Origin of the sequence: Streptococcus sp. SR4, from assembly GCF_000517725.1 — a bacterium.
In the GTDB taxonomy this organism is placed as follows: domain Bacteria; phylum Bacillota; class Bacilli; order Lactobacillales; family Streptococcaceae; genus Streptococcus; species Streptococcus salivarius_F.
In genome coordinates this window covers 30641-51946 of the sequence record NZ_AZYW01000031.1, presented here as the reverse complement: position 1 = coordinate 51946, position 21306 = coordinate 30641, and the positions used below count along the sequence as shown (strand labels likewise).

Annotated in this window: 19 protein-coding genes; all 19 read left to right on the top strand. The window is 37.3% G+C overall.

The genetic code is table 11. The annotated features are described in order from the left end of the window. The first annotated feature begins 407 nt into the window (after positions 1–407). The 19 genes from HMPREF1519_RS04100 (at position 408) to HMPREF1519_RS04010 (ending at position 21288) form a co-directional block, all read left to right on the top strand. Positions 408–3512 (top strand): LPXTG cell wall anchor domain-containing protein, encoded by a 3105-nt coding sequence (locus HMPREF1519_RS04100; RefSeq protein WP_022496343.1) that lies wholly within the window; start codon positions 408–410, stop codon positions 3510–3512. Positions 3513–3671: 159 nt separating this feature from the next. After that, positions 3672–4352, top strand: a complete 681-nt coding sequence (gene rpiA, locus HMPREF1519_RS04095) for a ribose-5-phosphate isomerase RpiA (RefSeq protein ID WP_002884973.1) — start codon at positions 3672–3674, stop codon at positions 4350–4352. 120 nt (positions 4353–4472) lie between these two features. Then, the gene (locus tag HMPREF1519_RS04090; RefSeq protein ID WP_022496344.1) at positions 4473–5684 is read left to right on the top strand and encodes a phosphopentomutase; all 1212 of its coding nucleotides are present in this window, start codon (positions 4473–4475) and stop codon (positions 5682–5684) included. Position 5685: 1 nt separating this feature from the next. Beyond that, on the top strand, positions 5686–6231 hold the full coding sequence (locus HMPREF1519_RS04085; RefSeq protein WP_022496345.1) for a DUF1697 domain-containing protein: 546 nt from the start codon (positions 5686–5688) through the stop codon (positions 6229–6231). Between the two features lie 18 nt (positions 6232–6249). Further along, positions 6250–7059: a purine-nucleoside phosphorylase gene (locus tag HMPREF1519_RS04080; protein WP_037611237.1), complete on the top strand. Its 810-nt coding sequence runs from the start codon at positions 6250–6252 to the stop codon at positions 7057–7059. A 13-nt stretch (positions 7060–7072) separates the two neighbouring features. After that, the gene (locus tag HMPREF1519_RS04075; protein WP_037611236.1) at positions 7073–7786 is read left to right on the top strand and encodes a LemA family protein; all 714 of its coding nucleotides are present in this window, start codon (positions 7073–7075) and stop codon (positions 7784–7786) included. A gap of 182 nt (positions 7787–7968) precedes the next feature. Next, on the top strand, positions 7969–9216 hold the full coding sequence (locus HMPREF1519_RS04070) for a chloride channel protein (protein ID WP_037611235.1): 1248 nt from the start codon (positions 7969–7971) through the stop codon (positions 9214–9216). Next, positions 9213–9926 (top strand): type 1 glutamine amidotransferase, encoded by a 714-nt coding sequence (locus HMPREF1519_RS04065; RefSeq protein ID WP_037611243.1) that lies wholly within the window; start codon positions 9213–9215, stop codon positions 9924–9926. Before HMPREF1519_RS04070 ends, HMPREF1519_RS04065 begins: the two co-directional genes overlap by 4 nt. A gap of 305 nt (positions 9927–10231) precedes the next feature. Next, positions 10232–10942: a purine-nucleoside phosphorylase gene (gene deoD, locus HMPREF1519_RS04060; RefSeq protein ID WP_002884979.1), complete on the top strand. Its 711-nt coding sequence runs from the start codon at positions 10232–10234 to the stop codon at positions 10940–10942. A 340-nt stretch (positions 10943–11282) separates the two neighbouring features. Further along, positions 11283–12743: an LCP family glycopolymer transferase CpsA gene (cpsA, locus tag HMPREF1519_RS04055; RefSeq protein ID WP_022496055.1), complete on the top strand. Its 1461-nt coding sequence runs from the start codon at positions 11283–11285 to the stop codon at positions 12741–12743. Next, entirely contained in the window at positions 12744–13475 is a 732-nt protein-coding gene (gene cps4B, locus HMPREF1519_RS04050; RefSeq protein WP_002884982.1) for a capsular polysaccharide biosynthesis protein Cps4B, read from the top strand. An 8-nt stretch (positions 13476–13483) separates the two neighbouring features. Beyond that, positions 13484–14176, top strand: a complete 693-nt coding sequence (locus HMPREF1519_RS04045) for a capsular polysaccharide biosynthesis protein (RefSeq protein WP_022496054.1) — start codon at positions 13484–13486, stop codon at positions 14174–14176. A 9-nt stretch (positions 14177–14185) separates the two neighbouring features. Continuing rightward, on the top strand, positions 14186–14926 hold the full coding sequence (locus tag HMPREF1519_RS04040; RefSeq protein ID WP_022496053.1) for a tyrosine-protein kinase: 741 nt from the start codon (positions 14186–14188) through the stop codon (positions 14924–14926). A gap of 56 nt (positions 14927–14982) precedes the next feature. Beyond that, complete coding sequence (locus tag HMPREF1519_RS04035; RefSeq protein WP_022496052.1) at positions 14983–16350, top strand: sugar transferase; 1368 nt, start codon at positions 14983–14985, stop codon at positions 16348–16350. 32 nt (positions 16351–16382) lie between these two features. Further along, a complete protein-coding gene (gene cps2T, locus HMPREF1519_RS04030) occupies positions 16383–17555 on the top strand; it encodes a beta 1-4 rhamnosyltransferase Cps2T (RefSeq protein ID WP_037611234.1) in 1173 nt (390 codons plus the stop codon). 2 nt (positions 17556–17557) lie between these two features. Then, positions 17558–18706, top strand: a complete 1149-nt coding sequence (locus tag HMPREF1519_RS04025) for a glycosyltransferase family 4 protein (protein WP_037611233.1) — start codon at positions 17558–17560, stop codon at positions 18704–18706. Position 18707: 1 nt separating this feature from the next. Continuing rightward, positions 18708–19349, top strand: a complete 642-nt coding sequence (locus HMPREF1519_RS04020) for a DUF1919 domain-containing protein (RefSeq protein ID WP_037611232.1) — start codon at positions 18708–18710, stop codon at positions 19347–19349. Then, positions 19346–20311 carry a DUF6625 family protein gene (locus HMPREF1519_RS04015; RefSeq protein ID WP_037611231.1) on the top strand — a complete coding sequence of 322 codons (966 nt, stop codon included), beginning with the start codon at positions 19346–19348 and terminating at the stop codon, positions 20309–20311. The genes HMPREF1519_RS04020 and HMPREF1519_RS04015 overlap by 4 nt, the downstream gene beginning before the upstream one ends. Continuing rightward, positions 20308–21288 (top strand): glycosyltransferase, encoded by a 981-nt coding sequence (locus tag HMPREF1519_RS04010; protein ID WP_037611230.1) that lies wholly within the window; start codon positions 20308–20310, stop codon positions 21286–21288. The genes HMPREF1519_RS04015 and HMPREF1519_RS04010 overlap by 4 nt, the downstream gene beginning before the upstream one ends. Positions 21289–21306: the final 18 nt, after the last annotated feature.

Here is a 21306-nt window from a genome sequence, read left to right as displayed (position 1 = left end):
TTTGTTACTTATTCTTTGCATATTATCGGCATAAATAACTTTGAATGTTAAAACTAATAGGGGAAAGGAGAGGACATGATTTAGGTGAAATAGCTATCCAAAAGCTAAATATCACTATGAAAAGTAAAATGAAAGCTTATAGTTGATTGTTTTTCATAATCTTTTCAATAAAAAAACATTAAAGCGAATTGGACTAGATATTATAAAATTAAACCTCCTTTTTGTATCGAAAACGCCATTAATAATAGGGTTTTGTCTATCAAATATTTTGATATTAAAAAGTATTTGAATTTAAGAATCTAATCGAATTTAAAGGAATGGGTGTTTTTATGAGATATCTCAAATTGACATGGTTCTTTCTTTTGTTAGAATATGAACATAACTAAATATAGAAGGACGTAATTTAAATGGGGAAAAAGGAATTACAACGTTATTCACTCAGAAAGTCTAGCCTTGGTGCGGCTTCTGTTCTTTTGGGGACTGCAGTTCTTGCAGTAGGAGCTTCAAATGCAAGCGCTGATGAGGTAGCAACAACTACAGATTCAGCAACACCAGCAGTTGAAGCAACAGATGCTGTTGAAGAAAACACTTCAGCCGTAGCAGATTCAACTGAAAAGAAAGTTGTTAACGTTACTGAAGAAGGCAACACAACTGTTACAACGAGTGAAGTAACAAATACAAGCTTAGAAGCTGCAAAAACAGCTGCAACTAACGAAGGGGTTGAGGTTAAGGAAGAACCTGCTCAAACCAAAGAAACTGTTGAAGCAGCTGCTGCAGATAATAAAGCACAAGCAGAGAAAATCAATACAGTCGTTTCTGATTATAAAGCGGCTAAAGAACAATACAAGTCAGATAAAGCTGACTATGATAAAGCAAAAGCAAACTATGATGCCAAATTAGCTGAGAAAGCACTTGCTGATAAAACAAATGCTGAAGCTCAGGCTAAATATGATACTGAAAAAACAGCTCATGATAAAGCTTCAGAGCAATACCAAATTGCTAAGCAAGCTTATGACTCAGCTCTTTCAGAGTACAAGACTAAGAAAGTTACTTATGATGCTAAGGTAGCAGAAAAAGAAGCCGCTGATAAAGAAAATGCGCTTTCTGCAGCTAAATACCAAGCAGAATTGGCAACATATAACCAAGCAAAAGCTGATTATGAAGCAGCCCTTGCTCAGTACAATAGCGATAAAGCTAAATACAATGCTGAAAAAGCTAACTATGATAATAAAGTAGCTGAAAAAGTTGTTACTGAAAAACGTAACGCTGAAGCTGAAGCTAAATATCAAACTGAGCTAGCAGCATACAATGAAGCAAAAGCTAAATATGATGTAGAAAAAGCAGCATATGACAAGAATCTTGAACTTTATAACGCTAAGAAAACAGCTTATGAAGCAGATCTTGAAACAAAACAAGCTATTGAAAAATACAATGCAGATGCTAAAGCTAAATACGAAGCTGCCTTGGTTGTCTACAATGAGCAAAAAGCTAAATATGACCAAGAGTACCTTGAGTATCAAAACAAATTAGCTGTTTACCAAACAGCACTTAAACAATACCAAGATGCTAAAACAGCTTACGATAAATACATGAATGATCCTGTATATCGTAACCTTAAAGATGCTGAAGTTGTTCAAGAATTGACTTTCCAACGTGAAAACGATGCGACACACAAAGTTGAAGGTGTAAGCAACTACTTGACAAAAGAAGCACAGGAGCGTCTTAACACAAGTAATGTTTTCCAATATGCTTCTAACAAGTTACAAGCATCTGACATTGTCTCAAACAGTCCTTGGACAAACACTGAAGACGAGTGGATTCAAGTTAAAGAAGGTGACAAATTTGTTGTTACTTATGATGGCTTGAACCAATCAAGCATGCTTGTTGAGAATGAAGCATCAGCAATCAAACGTGTTGTTTACCGTTACGAAATCGTTAGCCTTCCATCAAACGACGGAAAAGGTATCGCGAAAATCAGTAAGGATCCAACAGTAACTATGACAGTTGGAGCATCAACTGATCAAGATAAACCAGTTAAAGTAGCTGTAGATGTTGAGTTTTACGATAAAGATGGTAAAATGTTCAACCTTAGTGAGCGTAATGCTATCGTAGCACTTAACTCACTTAACCACTGGAACGGTGCAGCTTATGTTGAAACATCTGAGCGCCCACGTCCACTTACAGTAGAAGCGAAAGACGTTAATGGTAATACTGTTCGCGGTACTTACAATCCTTACGCAGATGGTTCTACTTTGGCAATCCAAAACGGTGAAGTTGTTACAAAATCTGGTTACGCAGATTTTGGTGGAGCTACAGTTAACATTTCAGATGAGAACCCACTTAAGGTAGTGGTTCCTATCACTGACTGGAATGGTTCAGAATGGGTTGTCTCACGTGAAATTCCAACTGATGTAACAACTCTTAATGCTTCAGGTAGCGGTAATGGCCACGCTCTTGGTAACCAAGATTATACGTTTGGTGATAAAGATGATATTATTGGTTCATACAGTGTTTCTGCTGAAACTGGTTTGATTACATTCACACCTAAGAAAAAATACCAATCAACTCGCCACCAAGAATATGTAAATATTGGTGATAACCAATTCATCGCTATTCCAAAATCATCAGTTACTTATGATGCTGCCACTAAAGAAGTAACATCAGTCAATGATAACCAATACATTGACCATGGTGCAGTCTTTAATGGTGAGACAACATCAGAATTGACAGGTTGGGATAACGCTGATTCACCTTACCTCTACTATGGAGGTGCAGGTATCAAGATGACTAATGGTCACTTGGTATTTACTGCTGAAGGTGCAAATGCTGATGGTGCACCAACAGTTTACTGGTTCGCAATCAACTCTAACCTTGGTTTGCCTAAGAATCCAGGTGAAAAACCTGAAGAACCTAAGGCACCAACACCACCAACAGCACCGGTTAAACCAGTCGTTAAAACAGTTGGTATCAATCCACAAGAACCAACACCACCAACACCTCCAAAAGAGCCAGTGGCACCAACGCCACCAACTCCAGAGGTAGTTGAAGTTCCTGGCAAACCACAAGAACCAACACCACCAACAGGTCCAACGGCACCAACGCCACCAACACCAAAAGTGGTTGAAGTTCCAGAAAAACCGGTTGAACCAACACCACCAACAGGTCCAACGGCACCAACGCCACCAACACCAAAAGTAGTTGAAGTTCCTGCTAAACCAGTAGAACCTAAAACTCCTGAAAAACCAAGTGTTGTATGGCACAAGAACTATGTCGTTGAGAGAGAGTCTCACGTGGTACCACCAACACCACCGACTACTCCACCAACACCTGTTACTCCTCCAACTCCAGTGACACCACCAACTACACCAACTCCAGATACTGAAGTTCCTGTAGTGCCTCAAGCTGAGTTGCCACAAACTGGTGAGCACACTAGCAATGCTGGATTTATTGGACTTCTTTCAATGATTTTTGCAGCCTTTGTAGGATTCTTCAAACGTCGTAAAGAAGATTAAGTGGTGCTATTAAATTAGTTCCCCATCAAAACTAGATTCTATTTAGGGTCTAGTTTTTATTTTTGCTCGTTTTTCCTCCCTCATATTATTTCTATTTACTGGTGAAACATGTTATAATTGTTTTGAACGACTATTTTAGAAAGATGCAAGGAGACGAGCATGGAAGAACTTAAGAAAATCGCTGGTGTAACCGCTGCCAAATATGTTGAAGATGGAATGGTTGTTGGACTCGGTACAGGGTCAACAGCCTACTTCTTTGTAGAGGAAATTGGCCGTCGTATTAAGGAAGAAGGTCTTAGTGTTGTTGGTGTAACGACATCAAGTCAAACCACTAAACAGGCTGAAGGCTTAGGCATTCCTTTGAAGGCAGTGGATGACATTGACAGTATTGATGTTACTGTTGATGGAGCCGACGAAGTAGACCCTCAACTCAACGGGATTAAAGGTGGCGGTGGCGCCCTTTTGATGGAAAAAATCGTCGCTACACCTACAAAAGAATATATCTGGGTGGTTGATGAGTCTAAAATGGTTGATCAATTAGGTGCTTTCAAACTACCAGTTGAAGTGGTTCAATATGGTGCTGACCGTCTGTACCGTGTCTTTGAGTCTAAGGGCTATAAGCCATCATTCCGACTTACGGAACAAGGTGACCGCTTTGTTACAGATATGAAGAACTATATCATCGATCTTGATTTAGGTAAGATTGAAAATCCAGTAGCTCTTGGTGAAGAACTAAAAGCTATGACAGGGGTTGTCGATCATGGATTGTTCAATGGCATGGTTAACAAAGTCATCGTTGCAGGAAAAGACGGTGTTAAGGTCGTTGAAGTTAAGGCCTAGTCCGATTTTTATTCCCCTCACTTTTAATGAGTAAAACTAATTAATTATTTTCAAACTATTAAATAATATAGAAAGGCAAGAGGTAATTTCGAAAAGATTTTAGCTCTTTGTGGTGTTGTTATGTCCAAATTTAACCGAATGCATTTAGTCGTTCTTGATTCAGTAGGAATTGGTGCTGCTCCAGATGCCAATGACTTTGTCAATGCAGGTGTGCCAGACGGTGCTTCAGATACCCTTGGTCACATCTCTAAATCTGTAGGATTGAATGTGCCAAATATGGCTAAGCTTGGTCTAGGAAATATTCCTCGTGAAACACCTTTGAAAACAGTACCAGCAGAGAGCAACCCAACTGGTTATGCAACAAAATTGCAGGAAGTGTCTCTTGGTAAAGATACGATGACTGGTCACTGGGAAATCATGGGTCTCAATATTACTGAACCTTTTGATACTTTCTGGAACGGATTCCCAGAAGAAATTCTCATTAAAATTGAAGAATTCTCAGGACGTAAAGTCATTCGTGAAGCTAATAAACCATACTCAGGTACGGCTGTTATTGAAGACTTTGGACCTCGTCAAATGGAAACTGGTGAATTGATTATTTACACTTCAGCTGACCCAGTTCTTCAAATTGCCGCACACGAAGACGTTATTCCTTTGGATGAGTTGTATCGTATTTGTGAATATGCACGTTCAATTACCCTTGAGCGTCCAGCTCTTCTAGGGCGTATCATTGCTCGTCCTTACGTTGGTGAACCTGGAAACTTCACTCGTACGTCTAACCGTCGTGATTTGGCTGTTTCACCATTTGCACCAACTGTTTTGGATAAATTGAATGAAGCTGGTATCGATACTTATGCCGTTGGTAAAATCAATGATATTTTCAATGGAGCTGGTATCAACCACGATATGGGACACAACAAATCAAATAGCCATGGTATTGATAATTTGATTAAAGCTATGACTTCTGAAGACTTCAAACATGGTTTCTCATTCACAAACTTGGTAGACTTTGATGCCCTTTATGGACATCGTCGTGACCCACATGGATATCGTGATTGCTTGCACGAATTTGACCAACGTTTGCCTGAAATCATTGCTGCTATGCGTGAAGATGATCTCTTGATGATTACTGCTGACCATGGAAATGATCCAACTTATGCAGGTACGGACCATACTCGCGAATATATTCCATTCTTGGCTTACAGTCCATCATTCAAAGGAAATGGACTTATTCCAGTAGGTTATTTCTCTGATATCTCAGCAACAATCGCTGAAAACTTTGGTGTAGACAAAGCCATGATTGGAGAAAGTTTCTTGGATAAACTTGTCTAAGATGAAACGATATGCATTCTTGGTTCGTGGGGTAAATGTTGGTGGCCGTCATAAGGTAGTCATGGGAGACTTCTGTCGTGAGTTAGAAAATCTCGGTATGACAAATGTCTCTTCCTATATTAATAGTGGAAATTTTTTCTTCAATTCATCTTTGAGAAAAGAAGAGCTCCTTGTGATTTTGGAACGTTTTTTAGATAAGAACTATCCTTTTATAAAGGTATTTTCTCTTTTTACTCTTGAAGATTATCAGAATGACCTAGCTTCTTTGCCAAAGTGGTGGTCTGAGGATTTCTATAGAAAAGACGTTCTCTTTTTCACTGAAAGACTTGATAAAAATGAAATGAAGAAGATTATTAACTCTTTAGAGTTAAAAGATGAAATACTTCATTTTGGTCAACTTGGTGTCTACTGGGTAAAGTATGATAAATCAACTTATAGACAAACAGCTTATCATAAGAAGTTATTGAAAACACCTTTTTATCCTGATATAACCATTCGAAATGCAAGAACTTTTTCAAAAATTGGTCACTTTTTAAGAATGAAATAAAATTAAGGGAGAAATAACATGTCGCTACTTGAAAAAATTAGAGTTACTCAAGCATTTTTGGAAAGCAAAGGAATTGAAAAACCTGAGTTTGGTTTAATTTTAGGTTCTGGACTTGGTGAGTTGGCTGAAGAAGTGGAAGACGCAATTGTCATTGACTATGCGGATATTCCAAACTGGGGACAATCAACGGTTGTCGGTCATGCTGGAAAACTTGTTTACGGAACTTTGTCTGGACGTAAGGTTTTGGCTCTTCAAGGGCGTTTCCATTTTTATGAAGGAAATCCGCTTGAAGTCGTTACTTTCCCTGTACGTGTTATGAAAGCTCTTGGATGTGAAGGAGTTGTTGTAACCAATGCAGCAGGTGGTATCGGCTTTGGCCCTGGTACTTTGATGGCCATCACTGACCACATTAACATGACTGGTCAAAACCCATTGATCGGTGAAAACTTGGATGATTTTGGTCCACGTTTCCCTGATATGTCTAAAGCTTACACACCTGAATACCGTGAAACCGCTCATAAAGTGGCTGATAAACTTGGTATCAAATTGGATGATGGTGTTTATATCGGTGTGACAGGTCCAACCTATGAAACACCAGCTGAAATCCGTGCATTCAAGACACTGGGTGCAGATGCTGTTGGTATGTCTACAGTTCCAGAAGTTATTGTAGCAGCTCACTCAGGATTGAAAGTTCTTGGAATTTCAGCCATTACAAACTTTGCAGCTGGCTTCCAATCAGAACTTAATCATGAAGAAGTCGTTGCTGTGACTGAACAAATTAAAGAGAACTTTAAAGGCTTGGTTAAAGCAATTTTAGCTGAACTTTAAAAAGGAATAATTGATGTCAAATTTAGTGAATAATCCATTATTTCGTATCATTCGTGGAGTTTTTATAGTAGCTTTATTGACCTTCGTTTGGTTGGTTATATTTTCTGCAATAGATTCAAGTGGTAGTGATATAAACTATGAACCGTTTCAAGGCGCATCTATAGTATTTGCAATTTTTAGCTACATGATAATAGCATTTCTATTTCAATACCATAAAGCTGTTAACTTAAAAGAATTGATCAAATCTTCATACAGTGCAATTGAAATTAAAGAAAAATATGTGGAAAAGCTAATTGCGCAACTGCGTGAATTAACTGATAAGATTGTTGACCATGAGTTGAAAATGTCTGTTAGGAAAAATGTCTCAGAATTATTGGAAGAAAAAAAGTCTGTCAACAATTTTACTAACGATGAAAACAAAGCTAATCATTCAGAATCTAAGCGTAAGTTTTATGGTGAATCTGGAAATTCTTCTAAACACGAATACTCTACTAAAGTTGAAGAAACAAAGAATAAGATTTTAGAGGAAATAGAAAGGGATACAAGTATTACCGCTGATCAAAGTATAAAAGATCTGATTGCTGAGATTAAAGAGTCAGAAGTACTAGTTGCTAATCAAAAATTACACTATAATGAAATGGTATCGCAATATAATAAAACAATTTACACTTTGCCATTTGCGTTTTTAAGAACTACTTTAGGTCATTCAGAGATAAACTACTTATAACAAAGAACAAAATCATTAAGACTAGAATATAGTTAAAAAGGTAAAAGAATGAATGCTAGTTTTAGTTTTCCTAATTCAACACGAGATTGCCTTACTATGAAATAAAAACAAAGAAGGGATTGACCCTACTCTAAAGACAGTAGGAAAAGTTGGTTAAAGCAATTTTAGTCATACTCTAATATATGGGTAATCAAGAAAGAAAGAGTTTGACTTGGCTCCCCAAGTCGACTAGGTTAAGTTTAGCTGTTTTTGGAACCGGTATTGCTTCAGGTTTGGTAGGCATTCTTTGTCATTACCTTTTGGAGTTTATACAAATTCTTGTATTTGGTAATGATAAATCGAATTTATTGTCACAGTTTAACTCTGTAAGTCCCTTTCGACGATTTGCAGTATTGCTTGTAGTAGGTGTTTTGGCTAGTTTATTTTGGTATTTCCTTCAGAGACGAGTGTCCCTCCTTTCTATTAGTAAGGCTAAGCAACTCGTTGGTAAGAAGAGTCCAAATTTTCTTGGCCAGAGTCTACACGCTTTAGTACAGGTAGCAATCGTTGGAGCAGGTGCTTCAGTAGGTAAAGAAGGAGCTCCACGGGAACTAGGTGCCTTATGTGCGGGTAGTCTATCTAAAGGACTAGGCTTAGAAATTTCTGAAAGACAACTCATGATTGCCTGTGGTGCAGGTGCGGGCTTAGCTGCAGTTTACCAAGTTCCCTTTGCTAGTGCTTTGTTTGTTTTGGAAACTCTCGGAGTTGGATGGAAACTAAAAAATATAGTCGTCATTCTTTTCTCAACCTACCTATCGGCCTATTGCGCCCGACCAATTGTTGGTGGGAAAGCTATATATTTAGTTGATAAAGTAAGCTTACATCCTACTAGTTTGATACAGATTCTTGTTTTGACGCTGTTTGTAACTCCGCTTGCTCTTGTATTTAAAGTCTTAGCTAAAAGTGCGAGTAAGAGTCGTATGACTGATAAACGTATTCTGTGGACCATGCCACTATCTTATGTAGTATTAGGTGGGATTGCAGCTTTCTATCCTTTAATCATGGGAAATGGTCAGGTTCTAGCACAATGGTTATTTTCAGGTGGGGGTTCAGCATACCTACCTCTTATCCTTGTCGTCAAAGGTCTTATGGTATGTTTACTTTTATGGGCAGGCTCTTATGGGGGAACCCTAACCCCTTCCTTTACCTTAGGTGCCGGATTGGGTTTCCTATTGACAAGATGTCTTGAGATTTTTGGTTTATCCCTCAATACTACTCTAGGAATGTTACTTGGTGCAACCGTATTTTTAGGAACAACTTTAGATGCTCCTCTAACTGGGATAGCCTTGGTTTTAGGTTTTACTGGTCAAGGAGAGCTGGTAGCAGTACCACTAATCTTAGCGAGTCTACTATCGAGGATAATTAAAAATAGATGGAAGAAAAAACAATGAATATTCATTTTATCTTACACGAAACGTTCGAAGTTCCAGGAGCCTATTTAAAATGGGCTCAAGACCGTGGGCATAATATCACATCAACCAAGGTATATGAGGAAGAGGTTCTTCCTGAAACCGTTGAAGGTATTGATTTTCTAATTGTGATGGGTGGCCCTCAGTCACCTGATGAGGATCGTCAGGCCTTTCCTTATTATGACCCAGAGGCTGAGATTGCATTTATGCAAAAAGCAATTGCTGCTGATATCTATATTGTTGGGGTTTGCCTAGGTGCTCAACTTTTATCTGTAGCCTATGGTGGTAAGTATGAGCATAGTCCAGAACGCGAAATTGGTGTGTTTCCAATAACACTTACGGATGATGGATTAGCTGATGAGCATGTCAAAGGTTTTGGCACAACTCTAAATACTGGCCACTGGCATGGTGATATGCCTGGATTGACTGATAATGCAGTTGTTCTTGCTACTAGTCAAGGTTGTCCACGTCAAATTGTTCGCTTCAGTCCTAAACACTATGCCTTTCAGGCACACTTGGAGTTTGATCCTGAAGCCAGTGATTTACTTATAGCTGCTGACGGTGAAGAGCATTTACGTAAGCAAAATAAAGACTTGCCTTTTGTTCAAACACCTGAACAATTACGTGCCAACGATTATTCTGAAATGAACAAAAAGTTATACAATTTTCTTGATTCATTGACTCAAGCTTAATCCACTTTTAAAGTAGTTATTTATCCACTATATAATAGTAGAAAAATATTTAAAAATAAAAATTAAGAAAGGTAGAGCGTGTGTTCTGATTTGAACACGAGCGGAAAGCTCGGAAAATAGATAGTCTTCATTTGTTTTCTGTCTGCTCCTTTACCATCAAAAAATGAAAGGAAGGGTAGTTCGGGTTTGAAACTGAACCCGGGCTAGAGGCTGTGTAAAAAAGATAAATCCTCCTAGATGCGAAGCATCTTTGTCGGATTTCCTATTTTTACTTTGCCTCTTTAATGCCCTTGGTATATTATATTATGTCTATTCATATTGCTGCTAAGCAAGGAGAAATTGCTGATAAAATTCTTCTTCCAGGGGATCCATTGCGTGCGAAATTCATTGCTGAGAATTTCCTTGAGGATGCTGTATGTTTCAATGAGGTTCGTAACATGTTTGGTTACACAGGAACATATAAAGGTGAACGTGTCTCAGTAATGGGAACAGGAATGGGGATGCCATCGATCTCTATTTACGCGCGTGAGCTTATCGTTGACTATGGTGTTAAAAAATTGATCCGTGTGGGAACTGCTGGTTCATTGAACGAGGATGTTCACGTTCGTGAGTTAGTTCTAGCACAAGCCGCAGCGACAAACTCTAACATTATCCGTAATGATTGGCCACAATACGATTTCCCACAAATTGCAAGTTTCGATCTCTTGGATAAGGCTTACCACATTGCCAAAGATCTCGGTATGACAACACATGTTGGTAATGTCTTGTCTTCGGATGTCTTCTATTCAAATTATTTCGAAAAAAACATTGAGCTTGGTAAGTGGGGAGTGAAGGCTGTTGAAATGGAAGCAGCAGCACTTTACTACCTTGCAGCTCAACACCAAGTAGATGCTCTTGCCATCATGACTATTTCTGATAGTTTGGTCAATCCAGATGAAGACACTACAGCTGAGGAACGTCAAAACACTTTCACTGACATGATGAAAGTTGGTCTTGAAACACTAATTGCAGACTAATCTGTAAAAGGACGCCATTAGGTCGTCCTTTTGTGTTGTAACTAAGATCTACTCGAAGAATCATTAGGTTAAAAATTTTCAAACTACTAGAAAAAAATAAAAATATTTGGAAGAAAAAGACTTGTAATAAATAGGTAAATATCCGACAATTTAAGGTTCAACCACTAAAAATGTGAAAATAAGTTTACAATATTATAAAAAATGATAGAAATTAAATGCTAGATATCATAATGAAAAACGGTTTCTTCTTTTTTAAAAAGAATGACAATTGAAATGAAGTTATAGTAATGTTATAATGATAATGGGAAATGTCTAATTTTAATTTTTAGGAGCAATTTATATGAGTTCGCGTACGAATCGTAAGCAAAAACGTACGAGTAATAGATCGTGGGGGATGGTCAACGTTGGGTTGACCATTCTGTATGCTATTTTAGCATTGGTCTTATTATTCACAATGTTCAATTATAATTTCCTATCATTTAGGTTTTTGAACATCATTATCACCATTGGTTTGTTGGTAGTTCTTGCTATTAGCATCTTCCTTCAGAAGACTAAGAAATCACCACTAGTGACAACGGCTGTATTGGTTATCTTCTCGCTAGTTTCTCTGGTTGGTATTTTTGGTTTTAAACAAATGATTGATATCACTAACCGTATGAATCAGACGGCTTCATTTTCTGAAGTAGAAATGAGCATAGTGGTTCCTAAGGATAGTGACATCAAAGATGTGAGTCAGCTTACTAGCGTACAAGCACCAACTAAGGTTGATAAGAACAATATCGACACCTTGATGTCTGCTCTAAAGAAAGACAAAAAGGTTGATGTTAAAGTTGATGATGTTGCTTCATATCAAGAAGCATATGACAATCTTAAGTCTGGCAAATCTAAAGCTATGGTCTTGAGTGGCTCTTATGCTAGCCTACTAGAGTCTGTCGATAGTAACTATGCTTCAAATCTAAAAACAATCTATACTTATAAAATTAAAAAGAAGAACAACAATTCTGCAAAACAAGTAGATTCAAAAGTCTTCAATATTTATATTAGTGGTATTGATACCTACGGTTCAATTTCAACAGTGTCACGTTCAGATGTCAATATCATTATGACCGTTAACATGAACACACATAAGATTCTCTTGACGACCACTCCACGTGATGCGTACGTTAAGATTCCTGATGGAGGGGCAGACCAGTATGATAAATTAACCCACGCAGGTATTTATGGCGTTGAAACATCTGAAAAAACTCTGGAAAATCTTTATGGCATTAAGATTGATTACTATGCACGTATTAACTTCACATCTTTCCTTAAGTTGATTGACCAACTTGGTGGTGTGACAGTTCATAATGATCAAGCCTTCACGAGTCTTCACGGGAAGTTTGATTTCCCAGTTGGAGATATCCAAATGAATTCTGAACAAGCCCTTGGCTTTGTTCGTGAGCGTTATAGTTTGGATGGAGGAGACAATGACCGTGGTAAGAACCAAGAGAAAGTGATTTCTGCGATTGTAAACAAGTTAGCTTCACTAAATTCTGTATCAAACTTTACTTCAATCGTTAACAATCTTCAAGACTCTGTTCAGACGAATATGTCTCTAGATACCATTAATGCTCTGGCCAATACACAACTTGATTCAGGTTCTAAATTTACGGTGACTTCTCAAGCAGTAACAGGTACAGGTTCAACCGGACAATTGACCTCTTATGCTATGCCAAATTCTAGTCTCTACATGATGAAACTGGATGATTCTAGTGTGGAAAGCGCCTCTCAAGCTATCAACAATTTGATGGAGGAAAAATAAGTGATTGACGTTCACTCACATATTGTTTTTGATGTTGATGATGGTCCTAAAACTTTAGAAGAAAGTCTTGACCTCATTGGCGAAAGCTATGCGCAAGGAGTGCGTACGATTGTTTCAACATCCCATCGTCGTAAGGGAATGTTTGAAACCCCAGAGGATAAAATCTTTGCAAACTTTTCTAAGGTAAAAGAAGAAGCAGAAGCACTTTATCCAGACTTAACTATTTATTATGGTGGTGAACTTTATTACACCTCAGATATTGTGGAGAAGCTTGAAAAGAATCTCATTCCACGCATGCACAATACTCAATTTGCTTTGATTGAGTTTAGTGCTCGCACCTCTTGGAAAGAAATTCATAGTGGGCTTAGCAATGTTTTGCGGGCAGGAGTGACACCAATTGTTGCTCATATTGAGCGCTATGATGCCCTCGAAGAAAATGCTGATCGTGTTCGAGAAATCATCAATATGGGCTGCTATACTCAAGTCAATAGCTCACATGTCCTCAAACCAAAGCTCTTTGGCGATAAAGATAAAGTAAGAAAGAAACGTGTCCGTTATTTCTTGGAAAAAAATTTGGTTCATATGGTTGCTAGTGACATGCATAATCTCGGCCCAAGACCACCGTTTATGAAAGATGCCTACGCTATTATCGAAAAGACTTACGGAACGCGACGTGCTCGTAACCTTTTCATTGAAAATCCACAAACACTACTTGAAAATCAATACATATAGGAGAAACTATGACTCAGGAAAACACGAAGCGTGTTGAAATCGACGTGCTTGCATTATTGCACAAACTTTGGACTAAAAAGGTATTTATTCTTTTTACAGCCTTCTATGTCGCTGTCTTTGCCTTCTTGGGAACTTATTTCCTCATTCAACCAACATATACGTCTTCTACACGTATCTATGTGGTTAACCAAGCTAATGATGGCAAAAACCTTTCTGCTCAAGATTTGCAGGCCGGTACATTTTTGACAAAAGACTACAAAGAAATTATTACATCAAACGATGTCTTGTCAGAAGTTATCAAAGATGAAAAATTGAATATGACAGAAGCTGAACTTGCTAAAATGATTTCAGTCAATATTCCTACTGATACTCGTCTAATCTCAATTTCTGTTAATGCTAAAACTGGTCAAGATGCGCAAACACTTGCCAATAAGGTTCGTGAAGTTGCTTCAGAAAAAATCAAGAACGTGACAAAAGTTGAAGATGTCACAACACTTGAAGAAGCTAAATTGCCAGAGTCACCATCTTCACCAAATATCAAACGTAACGTGCTTCTTGGAGCATTGCTTGGAGGATTCCTTGCAGTTGTTGGTGTATTGGTACGTGAGATCCTAGATGATCGTATTCGCCGTCCAGAAGATGTGGAAGATGCCCTTGGAATGACACTTCTTGGAATTGTCCCTGATACAGATAAAATTTAAGGAGAAGAAATGCCTCTATTAAAGTTAGTAAAATCTAAAGTAAACTTTGCCAAACAAACAGAAGAGTATTACAATGCCATTCGCACAAATATTCAATTTTCTGGTGCACAGATGAAAGTGATTGCGATTAGCTCTGTTGAAGCTGGTGAAGGAAAATCAACGACATCTGTAAACTTGGCGATTTCATTTGCTAGTGTTGGGCTTCGAACACTTCTCATTGATGCTGATACTCGTAATTCTGTTTTGTCAGGTACATTTAAGTCAAATGAGCCTTATAAAGGTCTTTCAAATTTCCTTTCAGGAAATGCAGATTTGAATGAAACGATTTGCCAAACTGATATTTCTGGTTTGGATGTCATTGCATCTGGTCCTGTACCACCTAATCCAACAAGTCTTTTGCAAAATGACAATTTTAGACATTTGATGGAAGTTGCTCGTAGTCGTTATGATTATGTCATTATCGATACACCACCAATAGGTTTGGTTATTGATGCCGTTATTATTGCCCATCAGGCTGATGCCAGTCTTTTGGTTACAGCAGCTGGGAAAATCAAACGTCGTTTCGTAACTAAGGCCGTTGAACAACTGGGACAAAGTGGTTCTCAATTCTTAGGTGTCGTCCTTAATAAAGTTGACATGACAGTTGATAAGTATGGATCATATGGTTCTTACGGATCATATGGCGAGTACGGGAAAAAATCAGACCAAAAAGAAGGTCATTCAAGAGCACATCGTCGTAGAAAAGGATAGCATTAATGGGGATGATGCGGCTCCTTATACCTTAACAGATTAAAAAGGGGTTTAGAGTGAAAGAAAAACAAGAAATTCGTCGCATTGAAATTGGTATTATACAGTTGGTAGTGGTTGTTTTCGCAGCCATGGTAGCTAGTAAAATACCTTATACAGAGATTACCCAAGGAAGCATTGTCCTTTTAGGTGTCGTACATGTAGTGTCTTACTATATCAGTAGTTATTATGAAAATCTTAAGTATAGAGGCTACTTGGATGAACTCATTGCAACTGTCAAATATTGTTTCATATTTGCTCTAATTGCAACTTTCCTCTCGTTTTTTGCAGATGGAAGTTTTTCTATCTCACGTCGCGGACTTCTCTATGTTACCCTGATTTCAGGTGTTCTCTTATACGTTACAAATACTGTTCTAAAGTATTTCCGTTCATCAATTTATACACGTCGTAAAAGTAACAAGAATATTCTCTTGATTTCTGATCAGGCACGTCTAGAAAATGTTTTGTCTCGTATGAAAGACAATATGGATGGTAGGATTACAGCCGTTTGTGTCTTGGATAATCCTTATTTCACTGATCCATTTATCAAGAGTGTTAAACCTGAAAATTTAATCGAATATGCGACACACTCAGTAGTAGACCAAGTTTTGATTAATCTGCCAAGTGAGCAGTATAAGATTTGGGATTATGCATCACCTTTTGAGCTCATGGGAATTCCAGTATCCATTAATTTGAATGCCCTTGAATTTATGAGTCAAGGTGAAAAACGTATCCAACAATTGGGTCCTTTCAAGGTTGTTACGTTTTCAACGCATTTTTATAGCTATGGAGATATCTTGGCGAAACGCTTCCTCGATATCTGTGGAGCCCTAGTTGGTTTGGTGCTCTGTGGGATTGTTGGAATCTTCCTTTATCCACTTATTCGTAAAGATGGTGGTCCAGCCATTTTTGCTCAAGACCGTGTGGGTGAGAATGGACGTATCTTCAAGTTTTATAAATTCCGTTCTATGAGAGTAGATGCTGAAGAAATTAAGAAGAACTTGATGGCACAGAATCAAATGTCTGGTGGTATGTTTAAGATGGACAATGATCCACGTATTACCAAAATCGGACATTTCATTCGTAAAACGAGTCTTGATGAACTTCCACAATTTTGGAATGTTCTAAAAGGTGATATGAGCTTGGTAGGAACACGTCCACCAACATTGGATGAGTACGAATCTTATACACCGGAACAAAAACGTCGCCTCAGCTTTAAACCAGGTATTACTGGTCTTTGGCAAGTAAGCGGTCGAAGTGAAATTACAGATTTTGATGAAGTTGTAAAATTAGACGTTGCTTATATGGACGGATGGACAATCTGGCGCGATATCAAAATCTTATTGAAAACAATTAAAGTAGTAGTAATGAAGGATGGAGCAAAGTGATGGCTTTCTCCATTTCTTTTAATGGTGATTAAATGACAAAAACAGTTTATATCGTTGGTTCTAAGGGAATTCCAGCAAAATATGGTGGATTTGAGACCTTTGTTGAGAAGTTAACAGAGTTCCAACAAGACAAAGATATCCAATATTATGTAGCTTGTATGCGTGAAAACTCTGCTAAATCAGGTATTACAGCAGACACTTTTGAACATAACGGTGCAAAATGCTACAATATCGACGTCCCAAATATCGGGCCTGCACGTGCCATCGCTTATGACATTGCAGCTCTTAATAAGGCCATTGAAATTGCTAAGGAAAACAATGACCAAGTACCAATCTTTTATGTTTTGGCTTGCCGAATCGGTCCATTTATCTCAGGTATTAAAAAGAAAATCAAGGCTATCGGTGGTACCCTTATGGTTAACCCGGACGGTCATGAATGGCTTCGTGCGAAATGGAGTCTTCCAGTTCGTAAATATTGGAAAATTTCTGAGCAACTCATGGTAAAACATGCAGATTTTTTGATTTGTGATAGTAAAAACATTGAATCTTATATTCAAAAGGATTATGCGAAGTATCGTCCTCAAACAACTTATATTGCCTATGGGACAGACACAACTAAATCTCGATTGACTAAGGTTGATGATAAGGTTCGCACATGGTATTTTGAAAAGGGTGTCATTGAAAACAATTATTACCTTGTTGTAGGACGTTTTGTGCCTGAGAATAACTATGAGGCTATGATTCGTGGCTTTATGGCATCTAACTCTGACAAGGACTTTGTACTCATTACCAATGTTGAAGAAAACAAATTCTACGACAAGTTGCGTCAGGAAACTGGTTTTGACAAGGATCGTCGTGTGAAATTTGTCGGAACTGTCTATGACCAAGAATTGCTCAAATACATTCGTGAGAATGCCTTTGCTTACTTCCATGGCCATGAAGTAGGTGGTACTAATCCATCTCTTCTTGAGGCTCTTGAGTCTACTAAGCTCAATCTCTTGTTGGATGTTGGCTTTAACCGTGAAGTGGGTGAAGATGGTGCTCTCTATTGGAAAAAAGACCAATTGACAAGTGTCATTGATCAAGCTGAGCAATTAGATGAACAAGCTATCGCAGACCTCAATCAAAAATCAAGTAAACGTATTGCTGAAGCCTTTACTTGGGAAAAAATTGTTACAGACTACGAGAAAGTATTTAAAGGATAGAAATGCAGAAAATTTTATATCTTCACGCTGGTGCCGAAATGTATGGTGCTGACAAGGTTTTGTTGGAGCTTATTAAGGGGTTGGATAAAGATGCCTTTGAAGCTCATGTCATCTTGCCTAACGATGGTGTCTTAGTGAGTGCATTGGAAAAGGTTGGGGCTAAGGTAAAAGTTATCGATTATCCAATCTTGCGCCGTAAATATTTTAATCCTAAGGGAATTCTTGAGTATTTTGGCTCTTATAATCGTTATTCAAAGCAAATTGCTAAATATGCTAAGGATAATGGCATTACTCTTATTCACAATAATACGACTGCGGTACTTGAGGGGATTTATCTCAAACGTAAGTTGAAATTACCTTTGATTTGGCATGTGCATGAAATTATCGTCAAACCAAAAGCAATATCTGATTTCATCAACTTTTTGATGGGGCGTTATGCTGATACGATTGTGACAGTTTCAAATGCTGTGGCTAACCACGTCAAGCAGTCTCGTTTTGTAAAAAATGACCAAGTTCAAGTCATCTATAATGGTGTTGACAATGCCGTCTATCATGAAATGGATGCTAGTGCAGTCCGTGATCAGTTTGGTATCGCACAGGATGCTTTGGTTATCGGAATGGTTGGTCGAGTGAATGCATGGAAAGGTCAAGGCGACTTCTTAGAAGCTGTGACTCCAATCTTAAAGGCTAATCCAAAAGCAGTAGCCTTTCTGGCGGGGAGTGCTTTTGAAGGTGAAGAATGGCGAGTTGATGAGTTGGAGAAGGCTATATCAGACTCACCAGTAGCTGGGCAAATCAAGCGTATCGATTATTATAGCAAGACGGCAGAGCTCTATAATATGTATGATATCTTTGTCTTGCCAAGTACCAATCCAGATCCTCTACCTACTGTAGTTCTCGAATCAATGGCTTGTGGCAAACCTGTAGTCGGCTACCGTCATGGTGGTGTTTGTGAAATGGTTAAGGAAGGTGAAAACGGTCTTCTTGCCACACCAAATCAGCCTGCAGAATTGTCTAAGGCTATTCAAGAATTGGCTGATAATACTGAGAAGAGAGAACAATTTGGTAAGGCTTCTGTCAAACGCCAAAAAGAACTCTTTTCATTACAAAGTTATATTCGTAATTTCTCAGAGCTATATAAGAAGTACTAATATGAACAGCGAAACACTAAAAAATAAATTAAAACCTATCGTTTATCCAATTATTAATTTTATTCCTAGACGAAGACTCAAGAATAAAAAATTCACGATTATTTGTGATAATTGTTGGGCTGGGAAAGTTTATCAGGAGTTGGGGTTGCCTTATCAAACACCATTTGTAGGGATGTTTGTCTTTTCGCCTGATTACATCAAGATGCTCAAGAATTTAAAACACTATTTGAGCGGAGACATCCCCTTGAAATTTGTTAAGGAATCAAAATATATCAAAGACTTTGATAATGCTTATCCACTTGCACTTCTTGATGATATTGAACTTCATTTTTTGCATTATGCAGATGAAGAAGAAGCTACTCAAAAATGGGAACGCCGTTTGAAGAGAATGCATTGGGATAATTTGTATTTTAAGTTCAATGATAATGATGCCTGCACTTATGAGTTGATGAAAGAGTTTGAAGAGCTTCCGTACAAGAGTAAGGTCATCTTCTCTTCAAAGAATTATAGTGACTTACCTTCATTGGTCCACTTTAAATCAGCTGAAAAGCAAGGGCATGTTGGTATTGATTTAAAAACTTACCACCGCTATTTTAATGCTGTAACTTGGTTGAATAAGGGTGGAGAGGACTTAACCAAATGAAAAAGATAAGACTTATTATTCCATACTTTGGAAAACTTCCAAAGTTTTTCCCATATTTTTTGTTGACTGCTAAACGTAATCAAAAGATTGATTTCTTAATTTATACAGATCAAAAGGTTGACCAATTTACTATATTAAATGCTAATAATATAGAATTTGTCACTCTTTCTTTTGATGAGATAAGGGAAAAAGTTCAGTCTAAGTTTGATTTTAAGATTTCTCTTAAAACACCTTATAAATTATGTGACTATAAAGTTGCTTATGGGCTTATCTTTGAAGAAGAATTAAAGGGTTATGATTACTGGGGCTTTTGTGACACAGATGTCTTACTTGGTGATATTTATCAATTTCTTAAAGAACATAGCTTTTTTGATAATGACTATGTTCGATATGGTCTTTTAGGTCATCTACAAATATTTAAAAATTCACAAGAAGTTAATCGTATATTTATGTCAGGTAAAGACTTAAATTATCGTCTGAATTACAAAAATGTCTTCACTAGTGAACAAAATTTTATTTTTGATGAAGAAAAAGGTATTCAAATCCTCTTTGAAAAATCTGGTTTTGAACAATTACAAGATAAGTTTTTTGATGATATTGATATCAGCCATTTTTCTTTTCGAGAATATGGAGAAGATGAGCCTAAACGTTATTATTCTTGGTCACAGAAACATGGCTTGAAATCGATTAATTTAATTGATGGTCAATTAGTTATCAAACATCCGCTATATGCACATTTTCAAAAAAGGACAATTGAATGTCCTGAATTTGAACCTATAGAATCATTTTATGTTATCCCGAATAAGTTGGTATTTGGAGAAGAACTTTCGATACAAGAAATCGAAGAAGTCACGAAAAATAAATTTTATTGGACATATTGGAAAAGAATTCTTCGTAGTAAATTAAACATAGAGAAGTATAGTATTGGTTTTATACGTCATAAATTAAGGATGAAAAAATGAAAGAAGATGTACTTTTAACTGTCGTCATTCCAGTTTATAATGTCGAAAAATATTTAAAACGTTGTATTGAGAGTATCCTTATTCAAGAGTGGAAGAACTATGACATCTTACTTGTAGATGATGGAAGTACTGATAATTCTCCTCAAATTTGTGATGACTATGCTAAAGCGTATGACTTTATCTCAGTTATTCATAAGAAGAATGGTGGACTATCTGCAGCTCGTAACACTGGTATTTCTCATGCTGAGGGAGAATATGTCTATTTCCCTGATTCAGATGATTGGATTGAACCAGACACCTTTATGGTGTTAGCAGAAGTGGTGGAATCCCAGAAGTTTGATATTATCTCTTTTAATCGTGAGTTCGTGAAAGGTGAAGAAGATGCTATAGTTTCAGATTCATTAGTGACTCAAGTTTTTGAGGGTAAAGATGCTTTTGTGCAGATGCTTAAGCATAGTTATATTACTGGTTTTGCTAATGACAAAATTTATAGAAAGTCTTTATTTACTGATAATGATATTCAGTTTCCTATTGGTAAATACTATGAGGATCTTGGTACCAATTACAAACTCTTTTTATCAGCTAAAAAGGTCTATGCGACAAATCAAAAGTATTATCACTATCTAATCGATAACCCCGATTCTATTACTCAGTCATGGAACGAGAAGAAATTTAGTGATATGTTTGGATTCTACAAAGAAGTTTTCTATTCTGACTTTGTCCGTTCACAATTAAATAAAGAAGAATTACAAATTTCGCAACTTTATTATGTAAACGGATTGGTTCATATATTAGCAAGTTTGTATAAATCTAAATTAGATAAACAATATATAGAAATTACGAATGAAGTGAAACAAGAATTGCTTAAGAATAGTGTTTCTCTTTCTCAAATGAAAGACCAACCAAATAAGTTGAAATATGTACTGTTTAGACTAAAATTGTTAAAACTAGCCTTCAGTATACAAAACGTTTTTTGATGTTATTTTAGGAGTCTA

Coding starts and splice junctions, on each gene's coding strand:
- HMPREF1519_RS04080 (WP_037611237.1), top strand. CDS start 6,250: ATGTCGCTACTTGAAAAAATTAGAGTTACTCAAGCATTTTTGGAAAGC.
- cps2T (WP_037611234.1), top strand. CDS start 16,383: ATGACAAAAACAGTTTATATCGTTGGTTCTAAGGGAATTCCAGCAAAA.
- cpsA (WP_022496055.1), top strand. CDS start 11,283: ATGAGTTCGCGTACGAATCGTAAGCAAAAACGTACGAGTAATAGATCG.
- HMPREF1519_RS04025 (WP_037611233.1), top strand. CDS start 17,558: ATGCAGAAAATTTTATATCTTCACGCTGGTGCCGAAATGTATGGTGCT.
- HMPREF1519_RS04065 (WP_037611243.1), top strand. CDS start 9,213: ATGAATATTCATTTTATCTTACACGAAACGTTCGAAGTTCCAGGAGCC.
- deoD (WP_002884979.1), top strand. CDS start 10,232: ATGTCTATTCATATTGCTGCTAAGCAAGGAGAAATTGCTGATAAAATT.
- rpiA (WP_002884973.1), top strand. CDS start 3,672: ATGGAAGAACTTAAGAAAATCGCTGGTGTAACCGCTGCCAAATATGTT.
- HMPREF1519_RS04015 (WP_037611231.1), top strand. CDS start 19,346: ATGAAAAAGATAAGACTTATTATTCCATACTTTGGAAAACTTCCAAAG.
- HMPREF1519_RS04010 (WP_037611230.1), top strand. CDS start 20,308: ATGAAAGAAGATGTACTTTTAACTGTCGTCATTCCAGTTTATAATGTC.
- HMPREF1519_RS04070 (WP_037611235.1), top strand. CDS start 7,969: ATGGGTAATCAAGAAAGAAAGAGTTTGACTTGGCTCCCCAAGTCGACT.
- HMPREF1519_RS04090 (WP_022496344.1), top strand. CDS start 4,473: ATGTCCAAATTTAACCGAATGCATTTAGTCGTTCTTGATTCAGTAGGA.
- HMPREF1519_RS04085 (WP_022496345.1), top strand. CDS start 5,686: ATGAAACGATATGCATTCTTGGTTCGTGGGGTAAATGTTGGTGGCCGT.
- HMPREF1519_RS04100 (WP_022496343.1), top strand. CDS start 408: ATGGGGAAAAAGGAATTACAACGTTATTCACTCAGAAAGTCTAGCCTT.
- HMPREF1519_RS04020 (WP_037611232.1), top strand. CDS start 18,708: ATGAACAGCGAAACACTAAAAAATAAATTAAAACCTATCGTTTATCCA.
- HMPREF1519_RS04075 (WP_037611236.1), top strand. CDS start 7,073: ATGTCAAATTTAGTGAATAATCCATTATTTCGTATCATTCGTGGAGTT.
- HMPREF1519_RS04045 (WP_022496054.1), top strand. CDS start 13,484: ATGACTCAGGAAAACACGAAGCGTGTTGAAATCGACGTGCTTGCATTA.
- HMPREF1519_RS04040 (WP_022496053.1), top strand. CDS start 14,186: ATGCCTCTATTAAAGTTAGTAAAATCTAAAGTAAACTTTGCCAAACAA.